General features: G+C 58.2%; 18 protein-coding genes. 12 read left to right on the top strand and 6 right to left on the bottom strand.

The window, feature by feature from the left end; all coding sequences use genetic code 11:
- Positions 1–10: 10 nt before the first annotated feature.
- Positions 11–391 (top strand): RidA family protein, encoded by a 381-nt coding sequence (locus CYG48_RS18280; protein ID WP_118851999.1) that lies wholly within the window; start codon positions 11–13, stop codon positions 389–391.
- On the opposite strand, the gene CYG48_RS18275 is transcribed toward CYG48_RS18280, so the two are convergent.
- The 3 genes from CYG48_RS18275 to CYG48_RS18265 all read right to left on the bottom strand — a co-directional run bounded on the left by CYG48_RS18275 (position 392) and on the right by CYG48_RS18265 (position 3,948).
- Entirely contained in the window at positions 392–1,945 is a 1,554-nt protein-coding gene (locus CYG48_RS18275; protein ID WP_118851998.1) for an acetolactate synthase large subunit, read from the bottom strand.
- Positions 1,946–1,975: 30 nt separating this feature from the next.
- Positions 1,976–3,283: a 4-aminobutyrate--2-oxoglutarate transaminase gene (gene gabT, locus CYG48_RS18270; RefSeq protein ID WP_118851997.1), complete on the bottom strand. Its 1,308-nt coding sequence runs from the start codon at positions 3,281–3,283 to the stop codon at positions 1,976–1,978.
- A 71-nt stretch (positions 3,284–3,354) separates the two neighbouring features.
- A complete protein-coding gene (locus tag CYG48_RS18265; RefSeq protein ID WP_118851996.1) occupies positions 3,355–3,948 on the bottom strand; it encodes a cupin domain-containing protein in 594 nt (197 codons plus the stop codon).
- 301 nt (positions 3,949–4,249) lie between these two features.
- Here CYG48_RS18265 and CYG48_RS18260 point away from each other — a divergent pair, with 301 nt between their 5' ends.
- The 5 genes from CYG48_RS18260 (at position 4,250) to CYG48_RS18240 (ending at position 6,953) form a co-directional block, all read left to right on the top strand.
- Positions 4,250–4,546, top strand: a complete 297-nt coding sequence (locus tag CYG48_RS18260) for a type II toxin-antitoxin system TacA family antitoxin (RefSeq protein ID WP_118851995.1) — start codon at positions 4,250–4,252, stop codon at positions 4,544–4,546.
- Positions 4,543–5,040 carry a GNAT family N-acetyltransferase gene (locus CYG48_RS18255; RefSeq protein WP_118851994.1) on the top strand — a complete coding sequence of 166 codons (498 nt, stop codon included), beginning with the start codon at positions 4,543–4,545 and terminating at the stop codon, positions 5,038–5,040. Before CYG48_RS18260 ends, CYG48_RS18255 begins: the two co-directional genes overlap by 4 nt.
- Positions 5,041–5,329: 289 nt before the next feature.
- Complete coding sequence (locus CYG48_RS18250) at positions 5,330–5,692, top strand: nuclear transport factor 2 family protein (protein ID WP_118851993.1); 363 nt, start codon at positions 5,330–5,332, stop codon at positions 5,690–5,692.
- Between the two features lie 98 nt (positions 5,693–5,790).
- A complete protein-coding gene (locus CYG48_RS18245; protein WP_118852840.1) occupies positions 5,791–6,621 on the top strand; it encodes a helix-turn-helix domain-containing protein in 831 nt (276 codons plus the stop codon).
- Positions 6,621–6,953, top strand: coding sequence for a putative quinol monooxygenase (locus CYG48_RS18240; RefSeq protein ID WP_118851992.1), 333 nt, complete (start codon positions 6,621–6,623; stop codon positions 6,951–6,953). Before CYG48_RS18245 ends, CYG48_RS18240 begins: the two co-directional genes overlap by 1 nt.
- Before the next feature lie 138 nt (positions 6,954–7,091).
- Here CYG48_RS18240 and CYG48_RS18235 read toward each other — a convergent pair whose 3' ends face one another.
- Entirely contained in the window at positions 7,092–8,054 is a 963-nt protein-coding gene (locus CYG48_RS18235) for a DMT family transporter (RefSeq protein ID WP_118851991.1), read from the bottom strand.
- 107 nt (positions 8,055–8,161) lie between these two features.
- Between CYG48_RS18235 and CYG48_RS18230 the strand changes: the two genes are divergently transcribed.
- The 5 genes from CYG48_RS18230 to CYG48_RS18210 all read left to right on the top strand — a co-directional run bounded on the left by CYG48_RS18230 (position 8,162) and on the right by CYG48_RS18210 (position 13,430).
- Positions 8,162–8,767, top strand: coding sequence for a CGNR zinc finger domain-containing protein (locus tag CYG48_RS18230; protein ID WP_245450598.1), 606 nt, complete (start codon positions 8,162–8,164; stop codon positions 8,765–8,767).
- Between the two features lie 739 nt (positions 8,768–9,506).
- Positions 9,507–10,385, top strand: coding sequence for an alpha/beta fold hydrolase (locus CYG48_RS18225; RefSeq protein ID WP_118851989.1), 879 nt, complete (start codon positions 9,507–9,509; stop codon positions 10,383–10,385).
- A 37-nt stretch (positions 10,386–10,422) separates the two neighbouring features.
- Positions 10,423–10,749 carry a hypothetical protein gene (locus tag CYG48_RS18220; protein WP_118851988.1) on the top strand — a complete coding sequence of 109 codons (327 nt, stop codon included), beginning with the start codon at positions 10,423–10,425 and terminating at the stop codon, positions 10,747–10,749.
- A 15-nt stretch (positions 10,750–10,764) separates the two neighbouring features.
- Positions 10,765–11,397: a CGNR zinc finger domain-containing protein gene (locus tag CYG48_RS18215; RefSeq protein ID WP_245450597.1), complete on the top strand. Its 633-nt coding sequence runs from the start codon at positions 10,765–10,767 to the stop codon at positions 11,395–11,397.
- Between the two features lie 1,052 nt (positions 11,398–12,449).
- Positions 12,450–13,430, top strand: coding sequence for an SDR family oxidoreductase (locus CYG48_RS18210; protein WP_118851986.1), 981 nt, complete (start codon positions 12,450–12,452; stop codon positions 13,428–13,430).
- A gap of 529 nt (positions 13,431–13,959) precedes the next feature.
- Here CYG48_RS18210 and CYG48_RS18205 read toward each other — a convergent pair.
- A complete protein-coding gene (locus CYG48_RS18205; RefSeq protein WP_245450596.1) occupies positions 13,960–15,270 on the bottom strand; it encodes a cytochrome P450 in 1,311 nt (436 codons plus the stop codon).
- Positions 15,271–15,551: 281 nt separating this feature from the next.
- On the opposite strand from CYG48_RS18205, the gene CYG48_RS18200 reads away from it, so the two are divergent.
- Positions 15,552–17,336, top strand: coding sequence for a thiamine pyrophosphate-requiring protein (locus tag CYG48_RS18200; protein ID WP_118851984.1), 1,785 nt, complete (start codon positions 15,552–15,554; stop codon positions 17,334–17,336).
- On the opposite strand, the gene CYG48_RS18195 is transcribed toward CYG48_RS18200, so the two are convergent.
- Positions 17,221–18,735, bottom strand: a complete 1,515-nt coding sequence (locus CYG48_RS18195) for an erythromycin esterase family protein (RefSeq protein ID WP_118851983.1) — start codon at positions 18,733–18,735, stop codon at positions 17,221–17,223. The two genes, CYG48_RS18200 and CYG48_RS18195, sit on opposite strands and share 116 nt — an antisense overlap.
- Positions 18,736–18,738 lie beyond the last annotated feature (3 nt).

Raw genomic sequence — 18,738 nt, 5'->3', positions numbered from 1 at the left:
GGCCTATTCCATGACCTCAGACTTTTCATCGATCATCGAGCGCTTTGGTGTTGGCAAACGCGGGAGCCTTGCTGTTGTCCACGGCGGCACAGGCTATTTCGCCTGTACGCCCCAGGCTCCCTATGATGGTTCGCTTACCGCGGCAGAGCAGACGCGCCAGCTACTCGCGAAGGCCGAGGGCCGTTTGGCCGAGATCGGCAGCGCCAGGGAGGGTTTGATTTTCTGTGCACTCATCCTCGCGGACATGCAGGATTACGCTGCGGTGAACGAAGTATGGGACGAGTGGGTAGCCGGCATCGCTCCGCCTGCGCGTGCCTGCTTCGAGGCAAAGCTCGCCAGCCCGGACCTCAAGGTCGAGATGATCATGATCGCCGCCACGAAGGCGGCGTGATCAGACCACGGCGGCTTCGATAACGAACGGGCCCTTTCGGGAAAGGGCTGCGGTATAGAGCTTTACGAACTCAGCCGTGTTCGTCGCTCGGCCGGATTCAACACCAAGACCTTTGGCCAGAGAGCACCAGTCGAGCTGGGGCTGGTCGAGGTCGAGCATCTTGCGCGCATTCACCCCGTAGGACTTCACGCCGACGTTCGTCATCTCGCCTTGCAGGATGCGATAAGCATTATTCGCATAGATGATGGTGACCACGTCGAGGTTTTCGCGCGCCTGCGTCCAGAGCCCCTGAACTGTGTACATTCCGCTGCCATCTGCCTGCATGGCGACCACTTTGCGATCAGGGGCACCGATTGCCGCGCCTGCCGCAAGCGGAATACCTATTCCAATCGAACCCCCTGTAATAGGGAGATGGTCATGCGGAGGGAGGCCGGGAGAAAGTGCGGGATATTGACCGATCGAGGTGAGGGCTTCATCGATGACGACGGCATTCTCCGGTAGATACCGTGCGATGGCCAAGCTGATCGCATCAGAGGTCAAAGCCCCGTCAGGAACGCGGATGTCGCCTTGGCGGAAGACGTTCGAACTAAACGGAGCATTCGGTGCAACACCCAGACCATCGGCCAGAGCCTCTAGCGAGGCTGCCAGATCATGCTCATGTTCCGCAAGTTGGAGCACCTCGCAGTTCGGTGGCAACGTGGTGCTCGGCTTGCCCGGATAGGCGAAAAATGTCACGGGCCGTTGCGGGCCGATACAGATCGCAACTTCGAAGGGCTTCAGTGTCTCGACGGCCAGGTCGATATTGTAGGGGATTGGCCTGACGAACGCACGGCCCGCGCCGCGCGCGCCGCGGTCTGACTGCACCGAGAAAAGGGAAGCACCGGTTGCAGCAGCAATCCGTCCTGCCGTTGCAAGCGGCCTATCGCGCAGTGCGCGGCCGCCGAGGATGATGACCGTACGTTTGCCTCTCTTCAAGGCTGCAACTGCCGCCTTCAACGCGGCATCGTCCAGCGCGGGAGGAGCAGGAACGGAGGCCGGCGATAGCGCTTCGGCCGATACCTCCCCCCACGCCGCGTCCGCGGGCAGGATCATTGTGGAAACACCACGCCTGGATATCGCCGCAGCAAAACCCTCTTCTGTGCAGCGACGGATATCCTGCGGTCCTGCCGCGCGCCCAACCCAGTGTGACATCGGGCGCGCGAGACTCTCGATATCGCTGGTCAGCGGCGCGTCATACTGCAGGTGGTACGATGCATGGTCCCCGACGACGTTCAAGATCGGCGTTCTGGCGCGGCGGGCGTTGTGCAAATTGGCGAGACCGTTCGCCAGACCCGGGCCTAGATGCAGCAGCGTCGCAGCCGGTTTGTCGGTCATGCGCGCGTAACCGTCCGCCATGCCGGTCACCACACCTTCAGAAAGGCCAAGTACGCATCGCATTTCCGGCTTGCGGTCGAGCGCGGCGACGAAGTGCATCTCCGACGTACCAGGATTGGCGAAGCAGACGTCGACGCCATTCACCAGCAGGACATCACAGAGCATATCGGCGCCGTTCATGCGCATTCCTTCCAAATTGAATATTGGTGACTAAGCTGCAGTCGCTGTTACTGCATCCGAGAATGCCGCTTCGATGGACGCCTCAAGAATGGCGAGTCCTTCCTCAAGCACATCCCACTCGATTGTCAGCGGCGGCAGCAACCGGATCACATTCAGGCGCGTTCCGCAAGAAAGGAGGATGAGGCCCCGCGCTTCGGCCTCTGCAACAATACGGGTGGTGATATCAGGAGCGGCAGCCTTGGATTGGCGATCCTCAACCAACTCAAATGCCACCATCGCACCAAGCCCGCGGACCTCGCCGATCCGCTCCATCCCTTGACGCGATGCGATTGAGTTCAGGCGCTCGGAAATCCGACGACCGATTTCCGCCGCACGATCGCAAAGCTTCTCCTTCTCGATGACATCCAGAACGGCGTTGGCCGCGGCGACTGCAAGCGGATTGCCGGCATAAGTGCCGCCGAGGCCGCCCGGATGAGCCGCGTTCATGATCTCCGCCTTGCCGGTCACAGCCGAGAGGGGGAAGCCGCCTGCAAGGCCCTTTGCCATGGTAACCAGATCCGGCTTTACGCCCGCATGCTCGAAACCAAACATCTTGCCGGTACGCGCCATGCCCGCCTGAACTTCGTCCGCTATGAGGACGATGCCATGGCTATCCGCGATCTCCCGGAGCCTGACCAAGAATTCTTTTGGCGCAACGTTGAAGCCGCCTTCACCCTGGACGGGCTCCACGATGAAGGCTGCGATCCGTGCCGGATCCACATCCGAGGCGAAAAGCCGCTCCAGTTCCGCAATCGCCTGTTCGCTTGAGTAATCGAGGAACGGGTTCGGAAATGGTGCATGATAGATGTCGGCTGGGAATGGGCCGAAGTTTTTCTTGTACGGCATGACCTTGCCGGTGAGTGCCATGCCGAGCATGGTGCGACCGTGGAAAGCACCTGAGAAGGCGATAATGCCTGCACGACCTGTATAGGCGCGGGCTATTTTCACGGCGTTCTCTACCGCTTCGGCGCCCGTGGTCACCAACACTGTTTGGTTTTTAGCGCCAGTAGGTGCAATCTCGTTCAAGCGTTCAGCAAGCCGGATATATCCTTCATAGGGCGCAACATGAAAGCAGGTGTGGGTGAAGCGGTCCGCCTGTTCCGCTACTGCTTTCATAACGGTCGGATTACGGTGACCGGTATTGTTGACAGCGATACCTGCCGCAAAGTCGATGAAACGTCTGCCCTCGACGTCCCAGAGTTCAGCGTTAAGCGCCTTGTCAGCGAAGATGCCGCGCGTTCCCACGCCGCCAGCGACGGCAGCCTTCTGGCGAGAATGCAGATTACTAGAAGTAGCCATCGAAGTCCCCTTTTACCGATGCATGAGCTATAGCGCTGCTCATTATTTTGAGCAAGAGCTTATGTTGCGGGTTAGAGGTAGGGAGGGGAACATGCAGAGATCACTATGGCCCGTTCGCCCGAGATATTGCGGAAGCGGTGCGGCAGACGACTGTCAAAAAGATATGCCTCGCCCGCCTTTAATATACGCACGTCATTGCCGATTGTAATTTCCAGTTCGCCTTCGACGACATAACCTCCTTCCGAAGAGGTATGTTGCAGGAATGTCTCCCCGGTGTCAGCGCTGGGTTCGTAGACTTCATGCAGGATTTGCAGGTTGTGTGACCGGGCGTCGCCCACCTGACGAAGGACAAGAGTGCCATCTGACCCACCAGGCAGCTGCGCGGATATCCGAGAGGTAAGGTCGAGGAGCTCATCTGCTGAAAAGAAAGGGCCTTTGGGCGGGCTGCGTTCCGGTTCGAAGAAATCTCCCATGCCGACACCAAGGCCGCTCAGAATTTTCCGCAACGTAGAAACGGACGGGCTGATCTTGTTCGTCTCGACGTTTGAGATCTGTGCATGTGGGACGCCAGCCTTCTCTGCAAGCTGCCGCTGTGACAGACCAGCAGCCATACGCATCGCGTGAAGCCGGGCGCCGATGTCAAACCGCTCGTCCACCTTTTCCATCCATTCCACTGTCGGCGTTCTTCCTACCCTATGCACCTGTTTTCCAGCTCACGCAAATGGCTGAGATTTTGAGCGGTATTCCCCGTTGTCGGCCCCAGAAATTGCGCAGAGATTTAAAAGAGAGGGCGTCTTTGTAGGCTCTGGTAATATTCTGAGCGCGCGGGTCGGGGGTCCGGTTCCGTTCAAGGCGAGAATGACCAGGTTTGATGCGCCGACAACCACACCGGAGCAACACCATCGTTGCGGCTCTTGTAATGACGGTGTCGTTACACTAGATAGCGTTAGGACATAGGAGTTGCCCATGCCGACGTCACACACCAGCAAGAATGTGAACGCAAGCGTTCCGTTGAATATCCGTATCAAGCCCGCGACTCGCAACCTTATTGATCGTGCGGCTGAGTTGCTAGGCAAGACGCGCACGGATTTCATGTTGGAGGCCTCTGAACGGCGAGCTGAGGAAGTGCTGCTAGACCGCACCGTCTTCACAGTAAGCCCCGAGGTCTATAACCAATACCTTGCTCGCCTCGATGCGCCCGCCCAGTCGAATGAGCGGTTGAAGCGCACAATGTCGACCAAAGCGCCGTGGGACGAGGCGTGATACTAACTGCGCCTGCTCCCTTAGCCGATTATCATGAACTGGAAGAGTTTGATTCCGGCGTTCAACAACTGGACGACTGGTTGCGTCGACGAGCCCGTGCCAATCAGGCAGGTGGGGCATCTCGTACGTTTGTGGCCTGCGAGGGAAATCGCGTTGTTGCCTACTACGCGCTCGCCTCCGGCGCAGTGAAGCCGGCAGAAGCACCAGGCCGTTTCAGGCGAAACATGCCGGACCCGCTCCCAGTCGCAGTACTTGGTCGATTGGCTATTGATCGATCTTACCAGAGTCGAGGTCTAGGTCGGGCGTTGGTCCGTGATGCAGGCCTGCGCCTGCTTAATGCCGCCGAAATACTTGGTATCCGAGGCGTACTGGTGCATGCCATTTCGGATGATGCGCGTGCCTTCTATGAAGCTGTCGGATTTCTGCCTTCTCCGTCCGATCCGATGATGCTGATGATCGGATTGAAAGACCTCAGCAACGCATTGAACGCGTAGACGCTATCGTTGAGCGTCATCGAAGGGAGAAGAAGCAGGTCGATAGCGCGAAGAGCCGACATGCGCTCGAAGCCCGTTGAACAGCCGATGCATCGCAGCGGCGACGCTCGATCCAAAGGTCGCCGCGATCAGCCCTGCGTCAGTGAAGACCTAATAAAGGCACAGGCTTCTGAATTCCCAATAGCAGGTCACAGGTTCGTATCGCATCAACTGCGGCATTACCTCGGGGGTAATCGACGTGCGACGGCTTCGACGTGATGATCATGTCGTCTAACACGGAGATCACGCCATGAACACCGCAGAACAAAGTCCCGAAGCTGTCGCCCATTCCTACCTTGCCGTCTGGAACGAGCCTTATCTGGTATCCCGTCTTGCTGCTCTTAAAGAGGGTTGGGCAGTGAACGCCAGCTACGCCGACCCGCTCATGCAGGGCACGACACCTGAAGAGATCGCTTCGATGATCGAGGCAGCGCGCAGTCACTTCCCCAACCACAGTTTCGTCCTCAGGGGAAAGCCGGATGGCCACCACCGCGCGATCCGCTTCTCGTGGGATCTGGTAACGGAGGACGGTATCCGGGTCGCGGGCGGAACGGATATTGTAAAGCTAAACTCGGACGGGAAGTTCGCCGAAGTCATAGGGTTTCTTGACTGATGTTCTGGGCCGAGTCCAACCATCTCCGGGGAGTGTCTCGGCGGTGGCACCTGACAGACCAATGCTAACGCTTGAACAATATCGCCGACGAGATGACTATGAGCCAATACATCCAGCGCAGTCGACCATCAGACACAACGGTAGGACATGTCCTGCGCGAATGGCGCGAGCGGCGGCGCCTCAGCCAAATGAACCTTGCTCTGGATGCCGGCATCTCGACCCGCCACCTGAGCTTTGTCGAAAGTGGTCGCTCTTCCCCAAGCCGCGATCTTCTCACTAGGTTGGCTGAGACATTGGCTATGCCGCTGCGGGCTCAAAACCGCCTTATGCTATCTGCCGGATATGCGCCCATTCATGCAGATCATGATTTCGATGCAGCGGAAATGGCCCATGTTCGCACGACAGTGGAGGCCGTTCTTGAAGCGCAGATGCCGTTTCCGGCGCTCGCGGTCGACAGTCGTTGGACCCTTGTTCGCGCAAATCAGGCCACCATGGATCTGTTAACTGGGATCAACGTCGAGATGTTGTCGCCGCCGCTCAATGTCCTGCGGCTCAGTCTGCATCCCCAGGGCCTTGCTTCCCGGATCGTTAACTTTGCGGCGTGGCGACATCACCTCCTGGATCGGCTGCAAGTGCAGATGACGTCATCCGGCGACAGCGTCTTGGTGGATTTGCATAAGGAGCTTGCCTCATATCCATCACCGCCGCCACAGAAGATAGAGGAGGAGCGTTCTCACCCGCTCGTTGCCGTGCCACTGGAGTTGAGAGTGCCTGACAGCGACGTTGTGCTTCGTTTCATCTCCACTACGACGATGTTCAGCACCGCAACAAGCGTTACTCTATCTGAACTTGCGCTGGAATGCTTTTATCCCGCCGATGCTGACACGCGCGCGGCGCTGCTTCAACAAGAGATTAAGGGAGCTCCCTGATGAGCGTGACCTACCTGATCGAATTTCACGTCCAGCCGCGCGAGCGCGAACGCTTTCTTGCGCTGCTGGATGGTGTGCTGGACGCCATGCGCCACGAGGATACCTTCCTGGACTGCGCGCTTCACGCCGATCCTGCAGACGCAAACCATTTCATGCTCCACGAGACGTGGCAGAGGCACGAGGACGTTATCGATGTTCAACTTGCGCGACCCTATCGAAAGGCTTGGCACGAAGCCCTACCAAATCTGCTAGTATCAGAGCGGCGGATCGGCACCTGGATAAAGGTTCGCAGCGATGGGGCTCAACACGCCAATGTCGCTTGTGCCTCATGAACCAGAGTTGAAGGTCAAGCGCATCGCCGTGCTGCCTTCGAACCCAAGTTTGCGGTAAAGCGGCAGTCCGGCTTCAGGTGTTTGGCAGACGTCGCGTAGCTCTCCCACATTGGGAGGTAGTGTTGGATGACGATGTCGTCATCCTGAGGTGTCGCAGTCACGAATAGCATTCCGGCCTCCGCGGCGGGTCAAGGGCGTGAGGACAGCCTTGTCGCCGTTGAGGCAGATGTAGGCGGCGAGCAACATCATAGCCATCCCCATGATGCTCTGGAATGAGATCGCCTCGCCCCCAACGAGGACCCCGACAGAAACGGCAATGGCCGGAGAAACAAAAGCAAAGCTACCGGCTCTCGCAGGACCGATGTCCCTGATCAGTTGCATGTAAAGGCTATAGCCGATCAGGGACCCAAAGATGACAAGGAAGAGCCAAGCCGCGATTGCATTGCCGTCCCACAGGACCGTCAGGCTCTGTGCGGCTGTCGGCTCAAAGACCAGTGCAGCCATGCCAAGGATCAACCCTCCAATCAAGGTGGTTGAGCCGGACAGGAACGTGCTGTCATATCGGCGCAGCAGCGGACGCATGAGGACAGAACCCCAGGCAGACGACACCGCCGCCCATGCCACAGCCGCCAAGCCAACAAGTGCACGAGACTGCGAAAGTTCGTCCAACCTGACAGCGGGAAAGAACAGAACAGAGAGACCCAGTGCACCCAGACCCATGGCCAAAGCCCGCGCGGTGCTCCAACTTTCCTCTCGCAAGGCTATGCCAAAGGCGAGAAGGGCAAGCGGCGTGAGCGACATCTCCAACACAGCTGCCGTCCCCGAGGACACGAACTGCATGCCCCAGAACAACGGGCCGTAGCAGAGCGTAATCATCAGTAGGCTGCTGACCAGAAGACGAAGCAGGTCCTTGCATTTGATCAACACCATCCGCCGCCCACGCAATGTCCAGAGCAACAGCAGCGCCCCTGCACACGCAAATCGGGTGGCCGCGAACATCATCGGCGGCACGGTTTCAATCCCAGACTTGACTGCGATCCAGGTAAGGCCCCAGACAACGCACAGGATCAAGAATTTCGTCGTGTGTATCGACTGCGGCATGGTGAAGGTCCTTGTGGTGTAACGGAATAAACTTATTATAACCGTTACAACCGTGAGCGGGGCCTATCAGTTCCAGCGAGAGAAGAATGGCATCTTCGACAAAAGACATGCGCCTGATCGGAGGCCATCCCGCACTCGACCTCGTCAACACCGTTGACAGTCGCGGTGACCGGTGGGGCCCGGACTTCATCCAGGTCTTCGACGATGTGCTGGTTCTGGCGGAAAGGCTGGAGCTTGTTGAGCCGAAGGTGGCGGGCAAGCTGAGGAGGCTGCTGATCTCGTCCGCCGCGGATGCAGAAGGGCTTGTAAAGGAGGTCATTGCCCTCAGGGAAGCACTACATGAGGTGTTTCTGGCTGAGGATGCTGGGGGAACTTATCCCAAGGCAGCAATCGAGATTGTAGCAGGGTGGGCGAGGCGTGGGCGCGTTCGTCAGGTTTTCAAGGACGACAATGGCGTATTCGGATGGACACTTCCGTTTGATAGCTTCGAAGACGTTCCGGCCAAGTTCGCACTCGAAGCGACAGCGCTTATCACCGAGCGGCCTCATCGACGACCCGTGCGCGAGTGCAAGGGCGACAACTGTGGTTGGCTGTTTCTCGATCACTCAAAGAGCGGTCGCAGGCTCTGGTGCTCCGATGCAAGCTGCGGTACCCATAACCGAGTAAAGCGTTTCAGGGCTCGACACGCACCTGATAAGCCATCGAGGGCTTGAACAGTTGCAAGATCGCTCAGTCCGCCGTTCACGACTGACAGGCAGCAATCTTCTTTGACAACAGGACGTCTTCGTCGGGACCAGGTAGCTTTCGGGTATAGGACTTCCCCGCCCGGTGACGCAGGAAGCGGGAGCGGCGGTCGGGCTCGCTGCCTTCCACCAGAACTTGCTCCTCGATAGACATACCGGGGACGCTGCCCACACGGTTGCCGCCCAGCCAGATCTCCTGTGGAACCTGCGGCCTGCAAGAACGAAATCATTAATCGTAGTCTCGAAAAACATCCACGACATGGGCAATACCTCGGTTACCATGGCAAGTGGTCTTGCCGGCACTCAGAAAAGTTTTCAAAACTATCGCCCGACTGCCGCATGGCGCGGAAGCACCATTGGCGGTGGCTCAGGGGCGGCAGTGGGTTTGAAGGAGCTTCCCTTTTCCCGTTGGGTATGATGGCTTCCGCTGAGCCGCTACGGATCAACTCATTTTGCGTTCTGCCATACCCATGGGATGCCAACGAACGCGGATGCATGGTTCATTGGCGCTATCTCAAGTGTCACTTCGGCCAAATCCAGCATTCTCTTAGGCAAACAGAGCAGCCGACCCGGTGAGCTTTTAAATTAGATCCCGCTACCAGGCCAGGTTCAGGTCCCGACAGGCATCGGCTCGTGGAAATTGGAACAAGAACCGGCTAAATGGATTATGGTGGTTCCGCAAGGCGGAGAGGCTGTTAGGAGAGAAAGCATGACAAGATGCGAAACAGCTCACCGTTTGGCCCCCATAGGCAGACACAGGCTCTTCCTCCGGGAAGCGGGACCGACCGACGCTCCTATCCTGCTCCTGCCGCACGGATACCCATGTTCATCCTATCAGTACCGGAGGCTAATGCCGGCGCTTGCCGATCGGTGGCGCACCGTCGCCTTCGACTGGCCAGGTTTTGGCTACAGCGACACGCCTAATCCTGCGGCGTTCGGCTATGACTTCGACGCCTACGCCGAGGTGCTCAACGACGTCGCTGAGGCGCTCCGTCTGGAGCGCTACGCGCTCTGGCTCCACGACTACGGATCGCAGATCGGTCTGCGGCATGCCATCGCCCACCCGGAGCGGATCGCCGCGCTGATCATCCAGAACGGCGACATCTACGAAGACGTGCTCGGCCCTAAATACGAGACGATCAAAGCCTGGTGGGCCGACAAGTCACCCGAGAAGCACCGCCCTCTCAAGGAGGCTGTAAGCGAGGACGGATTCCGTGAGGAGTTCGTCGGTGAAGTCTCTGAGGAGGTGGCAAGCCGGGTTCCTCCGGACCTTTGGAAGTTGCATTGGCCGCTCATGGACACCCCGACACGCAAGATGGTGTCAGTCGGCCTGATGGAAAAGCTGGAGCAGAACCTCGACTGGTTCCCGCGCTATCAAGCCTATCTGCGCGAGCACCACCCCCCGACGCTGGTGGTATGGGGGCCGCAGGACGCGTACATGCCTGAGGCATCTGCGCGAGCCTACCAGCGCGATCTCCCGGACGCGGAGTTCCACATTCTCAGCGATGCCGGACATTGGCTGCTGGAAACGCATTTCGAACAGGCGCTACCGCTTGTCCGCGACTTCCTGTCTCGGGCGCTCCGATGATCGCGCCTATAATAGAAAGCTCCAAGAGGAGACATACATGGTGACAAAGCCCACCATTGCACGCATTTGGCGCGGCCGTACGCGCCGCGCCGTCGCCGATAGCTACGAATCTTATTTGCGAGCCGAAGGCATTCCTCCGCTTCAGGAGGTCGCCCTCGGCGTCCAGCTCTTTCGGGAGGACCGGGAGGAGGAAACTTGGTTTATGACTATCTCCTACTGGCCTCACATCCAAGCAATGACCGCCTTCACGAAGGGTGATCCGATCAAGGTTCATCATCTCGATCGCGACGCCGAGTTCCTGATCGAATTGCCGGAACGGATTGAGCTCCATCGCATCCTGGTGCACGATCCGAGTCTTCGTTGATTAGGTGATCTCAGCGTGTCGGCGACGACCGTCGACCACGGCGGAACTTGCATCCTGTTGGTGCAACCGCCGATCAGAAGAACGAAAGTCACTATGATGTCACTGCCCCATCGGATTTCTGGCAACTTGGCTCTGGATCTCGCCAACACCATCAGTTGGCGCAACACGAGCCGGGAAATCGATCATCTGGCAACCTTCGGTGACGTCTTGGCGTGGTCGAGAGAAGTCGGCCTGATCGGCGATGACCTTGTCTTATCGCCGCTGGAGCAAAAGACGCTGTACGAGCAGGTGCTTGCGCTTCGCAATGCGATCCGTGGCGCGGGATCGGCGATAGCGAATGACCTGGATCCGTTGCGGCCAGACTTTGACATCATTCGCGACATCGCCGCGTTGGCCCTTTGCCAGGCGTCGCTTTCCGGAACACCGTACACGTTGCATTTTGAAGGCATCTATCGTGTGACCGGCGCCATCGCATGGTCCGCGCTCGACCTGCTTCGGGGCGACGAACTCTCCCGACTAAAGCAATGTCCGCCCGATGATTGTCACTGGCTGTTCATCGACCGGACAAAGAACGCTTCAAGGCGCTGGTGCGACATGGGCACCTGCGGCAATCGCGCCAAAAAATTGGCGCACAGAGCGGCGCATTAGCCTGAAGCATTCCATGAGCGGATAGCGGCACTCCGCACCGTGATCGATGAGGATCAGAGCAATGATTACCTGTGTTGGAATACGGACTGATTGGACGAGGCAGGCAGAATTCGAAGCTTGGTGCAGAATGTGGGATTGACCGTACGTACCAACCTCCTATGAAGCTAAGCTGTTTCCGGATGGTCGAAGCTCATTTGCAGGTTGCTGGCTCACCTACGGCGGAGGCAGCGGGTTCTGAGGGTCTCTGCGAGCCTTCACCCGTTTCATCTCCGCGTCCTGCAGCCAGAAACACAACGGGTTCTGGAAAGTCGGTTGACGTGGTGCCACGACAGAACCTCCTGCGGAAGCATGGTGCCGGTCGGCGGGATCGCTGGCTGACCTAGCGACGAAGGTGGTGTTGCGGGAATCTCCGCGCGATGTAGACCTGCCGTTTCGGTAAAAGGTTGTGATCGGGACGTCAGAGAGCGCACAGATGCGGAAATTATTTCCGCGTCTGCCGGTGGTGTAGACAAGGGTCAAACCGGTAACGCCGCGACGAGTTCTTCCACTATCCATTGATCATTGGTTCCCGTAGGCGCGCCTTCAGTGCGTGATGATACCTTTTGCCCAAAGACTAATGATCTTCGTCCAAGTGATGTCCGTCTTCGATCGCAACAATGGAGCGGTTTCCCAAGGGACGCCTGATCGTCCTGGTGACGCCGCCACTGATGTACGTGCCGCTCGCTTGGATCCTCGTTCTACGCTGTTCATGCCGTTTATGGAGGTCGCATCGACCTCTGGCTCTATCGCTTCGGCGATCATTGCATGTATTGCAGCAAGCCTTCTACGCGTGATGGATTGCTGCCGTGATTTCCGTCCCACTACTCGCAATGGTTCCAGCTGTAGCCTGGTACTTCGGGTTTGGTGGCCAGTAGGGCGCGTACGAATGGTGAATGAGCCTCCGGAAACCTTGGTCGTTTAGCGGTGTTCGTCCATCGGGAGCTACCGATCGAAAGAACTCGTCTCACCGAGCGCCGAACGTGAGGAAGGCCAATGCACCAACGGGCGATCACATGAAGATCGATTTGAAGAATGCGGTGGTTGTGATCACCGGAGCCTCCAGCGGAATAGGCGAGGCGACAGCCTTGGCATTCGGTCGGCAAGGGAGCCGGCTGGTCCTCGCGGCACGTGATCTTGACGCTCTCAGCGCCGTTGCCAAGCAGTGCCGGCGCCTGGGAGGCGAAGCCATCGCCGTGGAAACGGACGTCACCGATGCCAATGCTGTGAAGCGACTTGCCGAGCGGGCAATGACCTTCGGCAGGATCGACATCTGGGTCAGCAATGTCGGCGTCGGTGCGGTTGGAAGGTTCGAGGAGACGCCGATCGAAGCGCACGAGCAGGTCATTCGCGCCAACCTGATCGGACATATGAACGACGCTCATGCGGTGCTGCCCATTTTTCTCCGACAGGGCTATGGCATCTTCGTCAACATGATTTCGCTTGGAGGATTTGCCGCTGCGCCGTTTGCCGCCGCCTACAGCGCGAGCAAGTTTGGCCTACGTGGCTTTTCAGAAGCCCTGCGCGCTGAATTGGCGGATCAACGCGACATCCACATCTGCGACATTTACCCGGCCTTGGTGGATACACCGGGCATCAGCCACGGCGCGAACTATGTCGGGCGAAAGATAAGCGCGCCTCCGCCGCTTGTTGATCCGCGAGATGTGGCAAACGCTATTGTCGGCGTTACCCGGGCACCGAGGGCCACGACCACCGTGGGATCGGTCACCAATGCGGCGCGGCTTGCACACCTCCTGGCGCCCAACCTGTCGGCTCGGATCCTTGGGCGCTTCATGGCCTCTTATTTCAGACGAGCAGATCGTGTTGCACAGAGCAGCGGGAATGTCTTCTCGCCAACGTCCGAACCTGGCGGAATCGATGGAGGGATGCGATCGCCGAACAGAATTGCAAGCCGCCCGTTCATGTTCGCCATGCTGGCAATTGCTGCCATGGCGGGTGGTGCAGCAGCGGCAGAAGCATTCAGACGTCGTAGATGAACGCCAGCAGCGGCTGAGACGGAACAACAATTGCCACCTGATCCATCTCGTCCGCCCACACAGCCGGTGATTGGGACGAAAGGTCATGATCAAGCCGAATTTCCGATTTTTTCAGCTGAGCACGTTGCCGCAGCCCTGGCGCAGCCCATGTCGCTTGCGGCACATGCCTTTACCACTCTTCAAGATAGGTCCGTTGAGCAATGGTGGGAGCAATGATAGTGAACGGGCCGCTATTGACCATCAACACGTCTTCGAAAAGCGACTGCGGTGATCAAGAGGCGGATAGGTAAGAGCGTCCGTTGTCATCTCTCTGTCTCTCTCTTGATCGCGTTCCAAGGATCAGGAATTCGGCTATCCGTCGGGAAGACGCGCCCAATTTGGTTGAGGGAAAGGACTGCACTGCAAATTCGATGTTTTTCACCTGCGGTCGATTTGCCCCTCCATCGTACGTCGTACCCATTTGCGCGGGTCAACGGCCAGTATGGGATGTGTCCGATCTGTTAAATCTGAAGAGGTTGCGCCGAGGTTTTCAGTAAGGTCGTTGTAGCGCTTTCGGTGTTCGCGCGGCGGGAGAAGGTGACCGCTGGGCGTCGAACTTCAGCGTGAAATGGTTGAGCGTTCCGGGCAGTGCGCTTGCATCCATCCTGGGGCTTGTCAGCTTAATGGATGCTCTTGCCAAAACGGCTCCGATTGCCATCGTAGCAACAAGCGGTACCAGGTTGTGAGCAGGACATATCGCCGGTCCGGCGCTGAAGGGAACAAATCCCTTGAGAGGCAAAGCATCGTTACCGTCAATCCAGATTGATGGCTCCATTCTATGGGCACACTTCAGATTGGCGTCATCTCGATGGAAGAACGGCGTGAAGATGATGAGGCCGGTCCCCGCTTCAACCTTCGCCGCAGCGATTTCCGTTGTCGTCTCCCGCAAGATTGCTGGCGTCGTCGGCCAAAGTCGAAGCGCCTCAAGAAAGCAGGCGCGCGTGAGGGGGCGCTCGATCTCACGGCTCGACGCCTCCGCTTGGGCCGCCGCCAGATGCTCAGGATATGTGGCGAGCAGAGCCAACGTACGGAACGTAGCCATTCCGGCGGGGTCGAAAGCAAAAAGCCACTGCGCAATCTGGCTGGGCAGATCGACTGAATGATCCTTTGAACCGAAACCTACCAAGCTGCCAGCTTCTGAGCGGTCAACATATTTCTGAATAATCCGCTGAAACTCCTTGAGTAGCTTTGCGTCCTTTCTCAGGAAGAAGGCCCAGTTTGACCGACCGCGGAGGCGATTGAGCAGGTCTGTCAATCCCTTGTCTTCCCTTGCGCTGTCGCCGAGAGCGAGGCGGCGAACGATTTTGAACCAAGCCGTCGCAAACAGTGGCCAATTGAGCTCCTGGCGCTCGTGAGTTGAAATAATCCGTTCAATCTCTTCATCGATAACCGTCTGAAACCGGCAAGCGAGAGGGTGGTGACGCTCCGACGTCGCCAGGGCAGCCTCGTGATAAGGCCGTGTCTGTACCCGTCGTGGCGGATTAGAAATGAGCACATTCCCTGGCTCGAGGTGATTGAGCGCGGCGCGCTTCTCTTTTGTGGCCGGACTGAAAGGTTCGGGCGATTGCGACAAAACCAGCTCAACATCCCTGGGATCGAGAAGCAGCAACTGCGGCCTGAACGGGATCTTCAGCAGAAGCGGCGCAGGTCCATGTTTTCGACGTAGCTGCTGCATCAAACGGACTGCGGTCAGATCCAGATTGAAGCGTTCGGCCAGTCCTTCCACCGCAGGGCGTCGGATGATGACGCCTTTACCAAAGGTGGGCAGGACAATGCGGGTCAGAACCTTCAGTGTATCCAACCGGCTCGCCACGCTGACGGTCGGAAACAACGTTCTCGGTAAAACTGAGGAGGGAGGCGGCACTTGGTTCACACAAACTTTCCCTACAGGAGACGAAAATCCTTGGCTGATGCAGCTCAGTGTCTCCTCTCAACTTGCGGGGTAAGGTGAAGTTCCTGCAGTTAATCCGCAACCGAACGGACGTCCGCGTATCTCTCGATCGGCATCCCAAGCATCGTTGGATGCGGAGGAACATCCGGGCGCTCGGTTGGTTCACCTCCAATCTCCGAGAGGTGCTCACAATGTCTCAAACCGTCAGCGACTTCATCGTGTCTCGGCTCCACCAATGGGGTGTTCGCCGAATGTTTGGCTATCCGGGTGATGGCATCAATGGGATGTTCGGCGCGCTCAACCGGGCGGACGGCGCGATTGAGTTCATCCAGGCAAGACATGAGGAGATGGCAGCCTTCATGGCCGGTGCCTATGCGAAGTTTTCCGGTGAGCTCGGGGTCTGCATCGCGACATCGGGTCCAGGTGCAGCGCATCTCGTCACCGGCCTCTACGATGCAAGGCTCGACCATCAGCCGGTCCTTGCTATCGTTGGGCAGCAGGCGCGTGCAGCACTCGGGGGACATTATCAACAGGAGCTCGATCTTGCCTCGCTGTTCAAGGACGTTGCTGGCGATTTCGTCCATCAGGCATCAACCGCTGCCCAAGTGCGGCATCTGGTCGACCGGGCGGTTCGTATCGCGCTGGGGAATAAGACGGTTACGGCCCTTATCCTGCCAAACGATCTTCAGGAACTGCCTTATGAAGAGCCAGCTCGCGAGCACGGTACCCTGCATTCAGGAATAGGATATCGTGCGCCGAAATCGGTGCCTCATGATGCCGACCTCGACGCCGCGGCGGACATCCTGAATCAGGGCAAGAAGGTTGCACTTCTGGTTGGAGCGGGAGCGCTTGGAGCCACTGATGAGGTGGTGGCGGTCGCGGACCGGCTTCAGGCGGGGGTGGCAAAGGCGCTTCTTGGGAAGGCCGTTCTTCCGGATGACCTGCCTTGGGTGACAGGCTCTATTGGTCTGCTCGGCACTCAGCCTTCGTCGGACCTGATGAAGGAATGCGACACATTGCTGATGGTTGGTTCTGGCTTCCCCTATGCGGAGTTCCTTCCGGAAGAAGGGCAGGCGAGAGCGGTGCAGATCGACATCAAGCCGGAGATGCTGTCGCTGCGCTACCCGATGGACGTCAACCTGGTGGGAGATGCAGCCGAGACCCTCAGATTGCTTCTGCCCCGGCTACAGCAGAAGGAGTCGGACTGGCGTGCCGAGATTGAAGAAAACGTGCGTGACTGGTGGGAGGTGTTGGAGAAGCGGGCACAGGCGGAGGCGAACCCGGTCAACCCCCAGCTTGTGGCGTGGGAACTATCGTCCCGTCTTCCCGACGATGTGGTGATCACCAGCGACTCCGGCTCCTGCGCCAACTGGTTTGCACGCGATGTGAAGATGCGCCGAGGCATGATGGCATCGCTCTCCGGCGGCCTCGCGTCCATGGGCGCTGCGGTCCCTTATGCTATCGCAGCCAAATTCGCGCATCCGGAACGACCGGTCATCGGCCTCGTTGGCGATGGCGCCATGCAGATGAACAACATGGCTGAACTGATCACAGTCGCAAAATATTGGAAGAGTTGGGCCGATCCGCGCTTTGTTATCTGTGTCTTCAACAATGAAGATCTTAACCAGGTGACGTGGGAGCAGCGTGTCATGCAGGGGGATCCAAAATTTGATGCCTCCCAGCGTATTCCGGATGTCCCCTATCACAGGTTCGCGGAATTGATTGGCCTTGGCGGGATCTTTGTCGATGATCCCAAGCAGGTCGGGGAAGCATGGCAAGCTGCAATTTCGGCTGGTCGTCCCGTAGTGCTGGAAGTGAAGACGGATCCGGAGGTTCCTCCGTTGCCGCCTCACGTCAACTTCAAGCAGATGAAGTCGATGACACAGGCACTGTGGAAGGGTGATCCACACGAGGCCGGCGTGGTGAAGGGAACGGCACGTCAGGTCTTGAGCAGCATTTTGCCGAGCAAGGAGTAGCCTTTAAATCCTCTATGAGCCTCCGACGTCCGGAATGTGTTTCCGACAGGACCGGCACCACCGACGCTCGCGGCTGATCATCACTCACCGAAGGGTAGGTCTCCGGCATGCCCTCATGATGTTCGGGACCTAGAGGCGTCACGGCTCGGGTCTTGTCTAGCCACACGTATGCGTCGAACTGTTTGGCAAGCTGCACCTGCGCATAATGGCTCCATCGCTCCGTATCGGGACGATAGATAACGCCAATGAAGCGTTGCAATTTCGGCTCGTTAAGACGATTGCGGAAGTCTTCACCAAGGGTCGACAGGTCAAGAAGAAAGCGTTCTTTGTCAGTGTCGTGACACAGGCGCTCATAGCTGCCAGGAAGCGACGGATTGACCTCCGTCACTTCCACATCGGCGTCCCAATCATGTGAGGCCGCTACGGTCCCGGTGTGGGTGCCGAAGCCTATCAGAGCCACGTCTTCGCCGAACTGCTGTCGCGCCAATTGCCCGATATTGACCTCGTCGCGGCTCTTGCCCATCTCGGTGTATCGCGCATCGCCGACATGGCTGTTGTGTGCCCAAACGATTGCCTTGGCCTGTGGACCCTTTGCGTCCATTAGGTTCTGCAGCGTCTGAAACATGTGCCTATCCCGCAGGTTCCAGCTCTCCGCGCCCCCGTAGTACATGATGCGGTAGTAGCCTTCTGCCGATGCGATCAGCCGCGCGTTTTGTGCGGCATCCAGGAATGCGTCATCATCATTTTGCTCGTACTCCAGCCGTTTGCGAAGGAGCTCTTGACACTGCTGGACAACTGCCTCCTCGCATTGAGCATATCCGCGGGCGAGCGCTGTTCTGCCGTAGGATTCCGGTCTAGCCCGCCAAGGTGTGAGACAGCCGTAGCGCTCACGAGCGACTTGAGAGGCTTCCGGATCAATGCGATCGAGATATTCAAGCACAGCACCAATGGAAGCAGACATGTTGTATATGTCGAGGCCGTAGAAACCCGCGCGCGTATCCTTGGTGTAAATGCCAGCGTTGTGGGCGCGCAGCCACTCAATCAGAGCCCGGATCTCCGTATTGCGCCACATCCAGGTCGGGAAGCGCTGAAAAGGCGGCTCCCGATCGCCGGGGTACTTAGCGTGCCGGACATATCGATCAACCTTCGCGGCATCAGGCCAATCCGCTTCCACCGCGACAATCGTGTAACTATGATGTTCCACCAGATGCCGCGTAATGGCTGCTCGCGCGCGATAGAACTCTTCCGTGCCGTGGCTCGCTTCGCCCAGCATCACGACGCGCCGGTCGGCAAACCGGTCGAACGAGAGGGCGAACCTCGGATCGTCTAGGTCCGGCAGGTCCTGCACAGCCTGAGCAATACGATCGGTTAGTTTTCGAGAATCCGAGGTATTCGGCATTGA

The sequence above is a fragment of the Neorhizobium sp. SOG26 genome (assembly GCF_003491345.1).
GTDB lineage: Bacteria > Pseudomonadota > Alphaproteobacteria > Rhizobiales > Rhizobiaceae > Neorhizobium > Neorhizobium turbinariae.
The sequence above is the reverse complement of the archived record's forward strand: the minus strand, read 5'-3'. Positions and strand labels throughout refer to the sequence as shown.

Excerpts from the sequence above, each read along its gene's own strand:
- CYG48_RS18265 (WP_118851996.1), bottom strand. The coding sequence starts at position 3,948 with ATGGAAAAGGTGGACGAGCGGTTTGACATCGGCGCCCGGCTTCACGCG.
- CYG48_RS18280 (WP_118851999.1), top strand. The coding sequence starts at position 11 with ATGACCTCAGACTTTTCATCGATCATCGAGCGCTTTGGTGTTGGCAAA.
- CYG48_RS18230 (WP_245450598.1), top strand. The coding sequence starts at position 8,162 with ATGCGCCTGATCGGAGGCCATCCCGCACTCGACCTCGTCAACACCGTT.
- CYG48_RS18225 (WP_118851989.1), top strand. The coding sequence starts at position 9,507 with ATGACAAGATGCGAAACAGCTCACCGTTTGGCCCCCATAGGCAGACAC.
- CYG48_RS18210 (WP_118851986.1), top strand. The coding sequence starts at position 12,450 with ATGAAGATCGATTTGAAGAATGCGGTGGTTGTGATCACCGGAGCCTCC.
- gabT (WP_118851997.1), bottom strand. The coding sequence starts at position 3,283 with ATGGCTACTTCTAGTAATCTGCATTCTCGCCAGAAGGCTGCCGTCGCT.
- CYG48_RS18195 (WP_118851983.1), bottom strand. The coding sequence starts at position 18,735 with ATGCCGAATACCTCGGATTCTCGAAAACTAACCGATCGTATTGCTCAG.
- CYG48_RS18200 (WP_118851984.1), top strand. The coding sequence starts at position 15,552 with ATGTCTCAAACCGTCAGCGACTTCATCGTGTCTCGGCTCCACCAATGG.
- CYG48_RS18260 (WP_118851995.1), top strand. The coding sequence starts at position 4,250 with ATGCCGACGTCACACACCAGCAAGAATGTGAACGCAAGCGTTCCGTTG.
- CYG48_RS18240 (WP_118851992.1), top strand. The coding sequence starts at position 6,621 with ATGAGCGTGACCTACCTGATCGAATTTCACGTCCAGCCGCGCGAGCGC.
- CYG48_RS18220 (WP_118851988.1), top strand. The coding sequence starts at position 10,423 with ATGGTGACAAAGCCCACCATTGCACGCATTTGGCGCGGCCGTACGCGC.
- CYG48_RS18235 (WP_118851991.1), bottom strand. The coding sequence starts at position 8,054 with ATGCCGCAGTCGATACACACGACGAAATTCTTGATCCTGTGCGTTGTC.
- CYG48_RS18275 (WP_118851998.1), bottom strand. The coding sequence starts at position 1,945 with ATGAACGGCGCCGATATGCTCTGTGATGTCCTGCTGGTGAATGGCGTC.
- CYG48_RS18245 (WP_118852840.1), top strand. The coding sequence starts at position 5,791 with ATGAGCCAATACATCCAGCGCAGTCGACCATCAGACACAACGGTAGGA.
- CYG48_RS18250 (WP_118851993.1), top strand. The coding sequence starts at position 5,330 with ATGAACACCGCAGAACAAAGTCCCGAAGCTGTCGCCCATTCCTACCTT.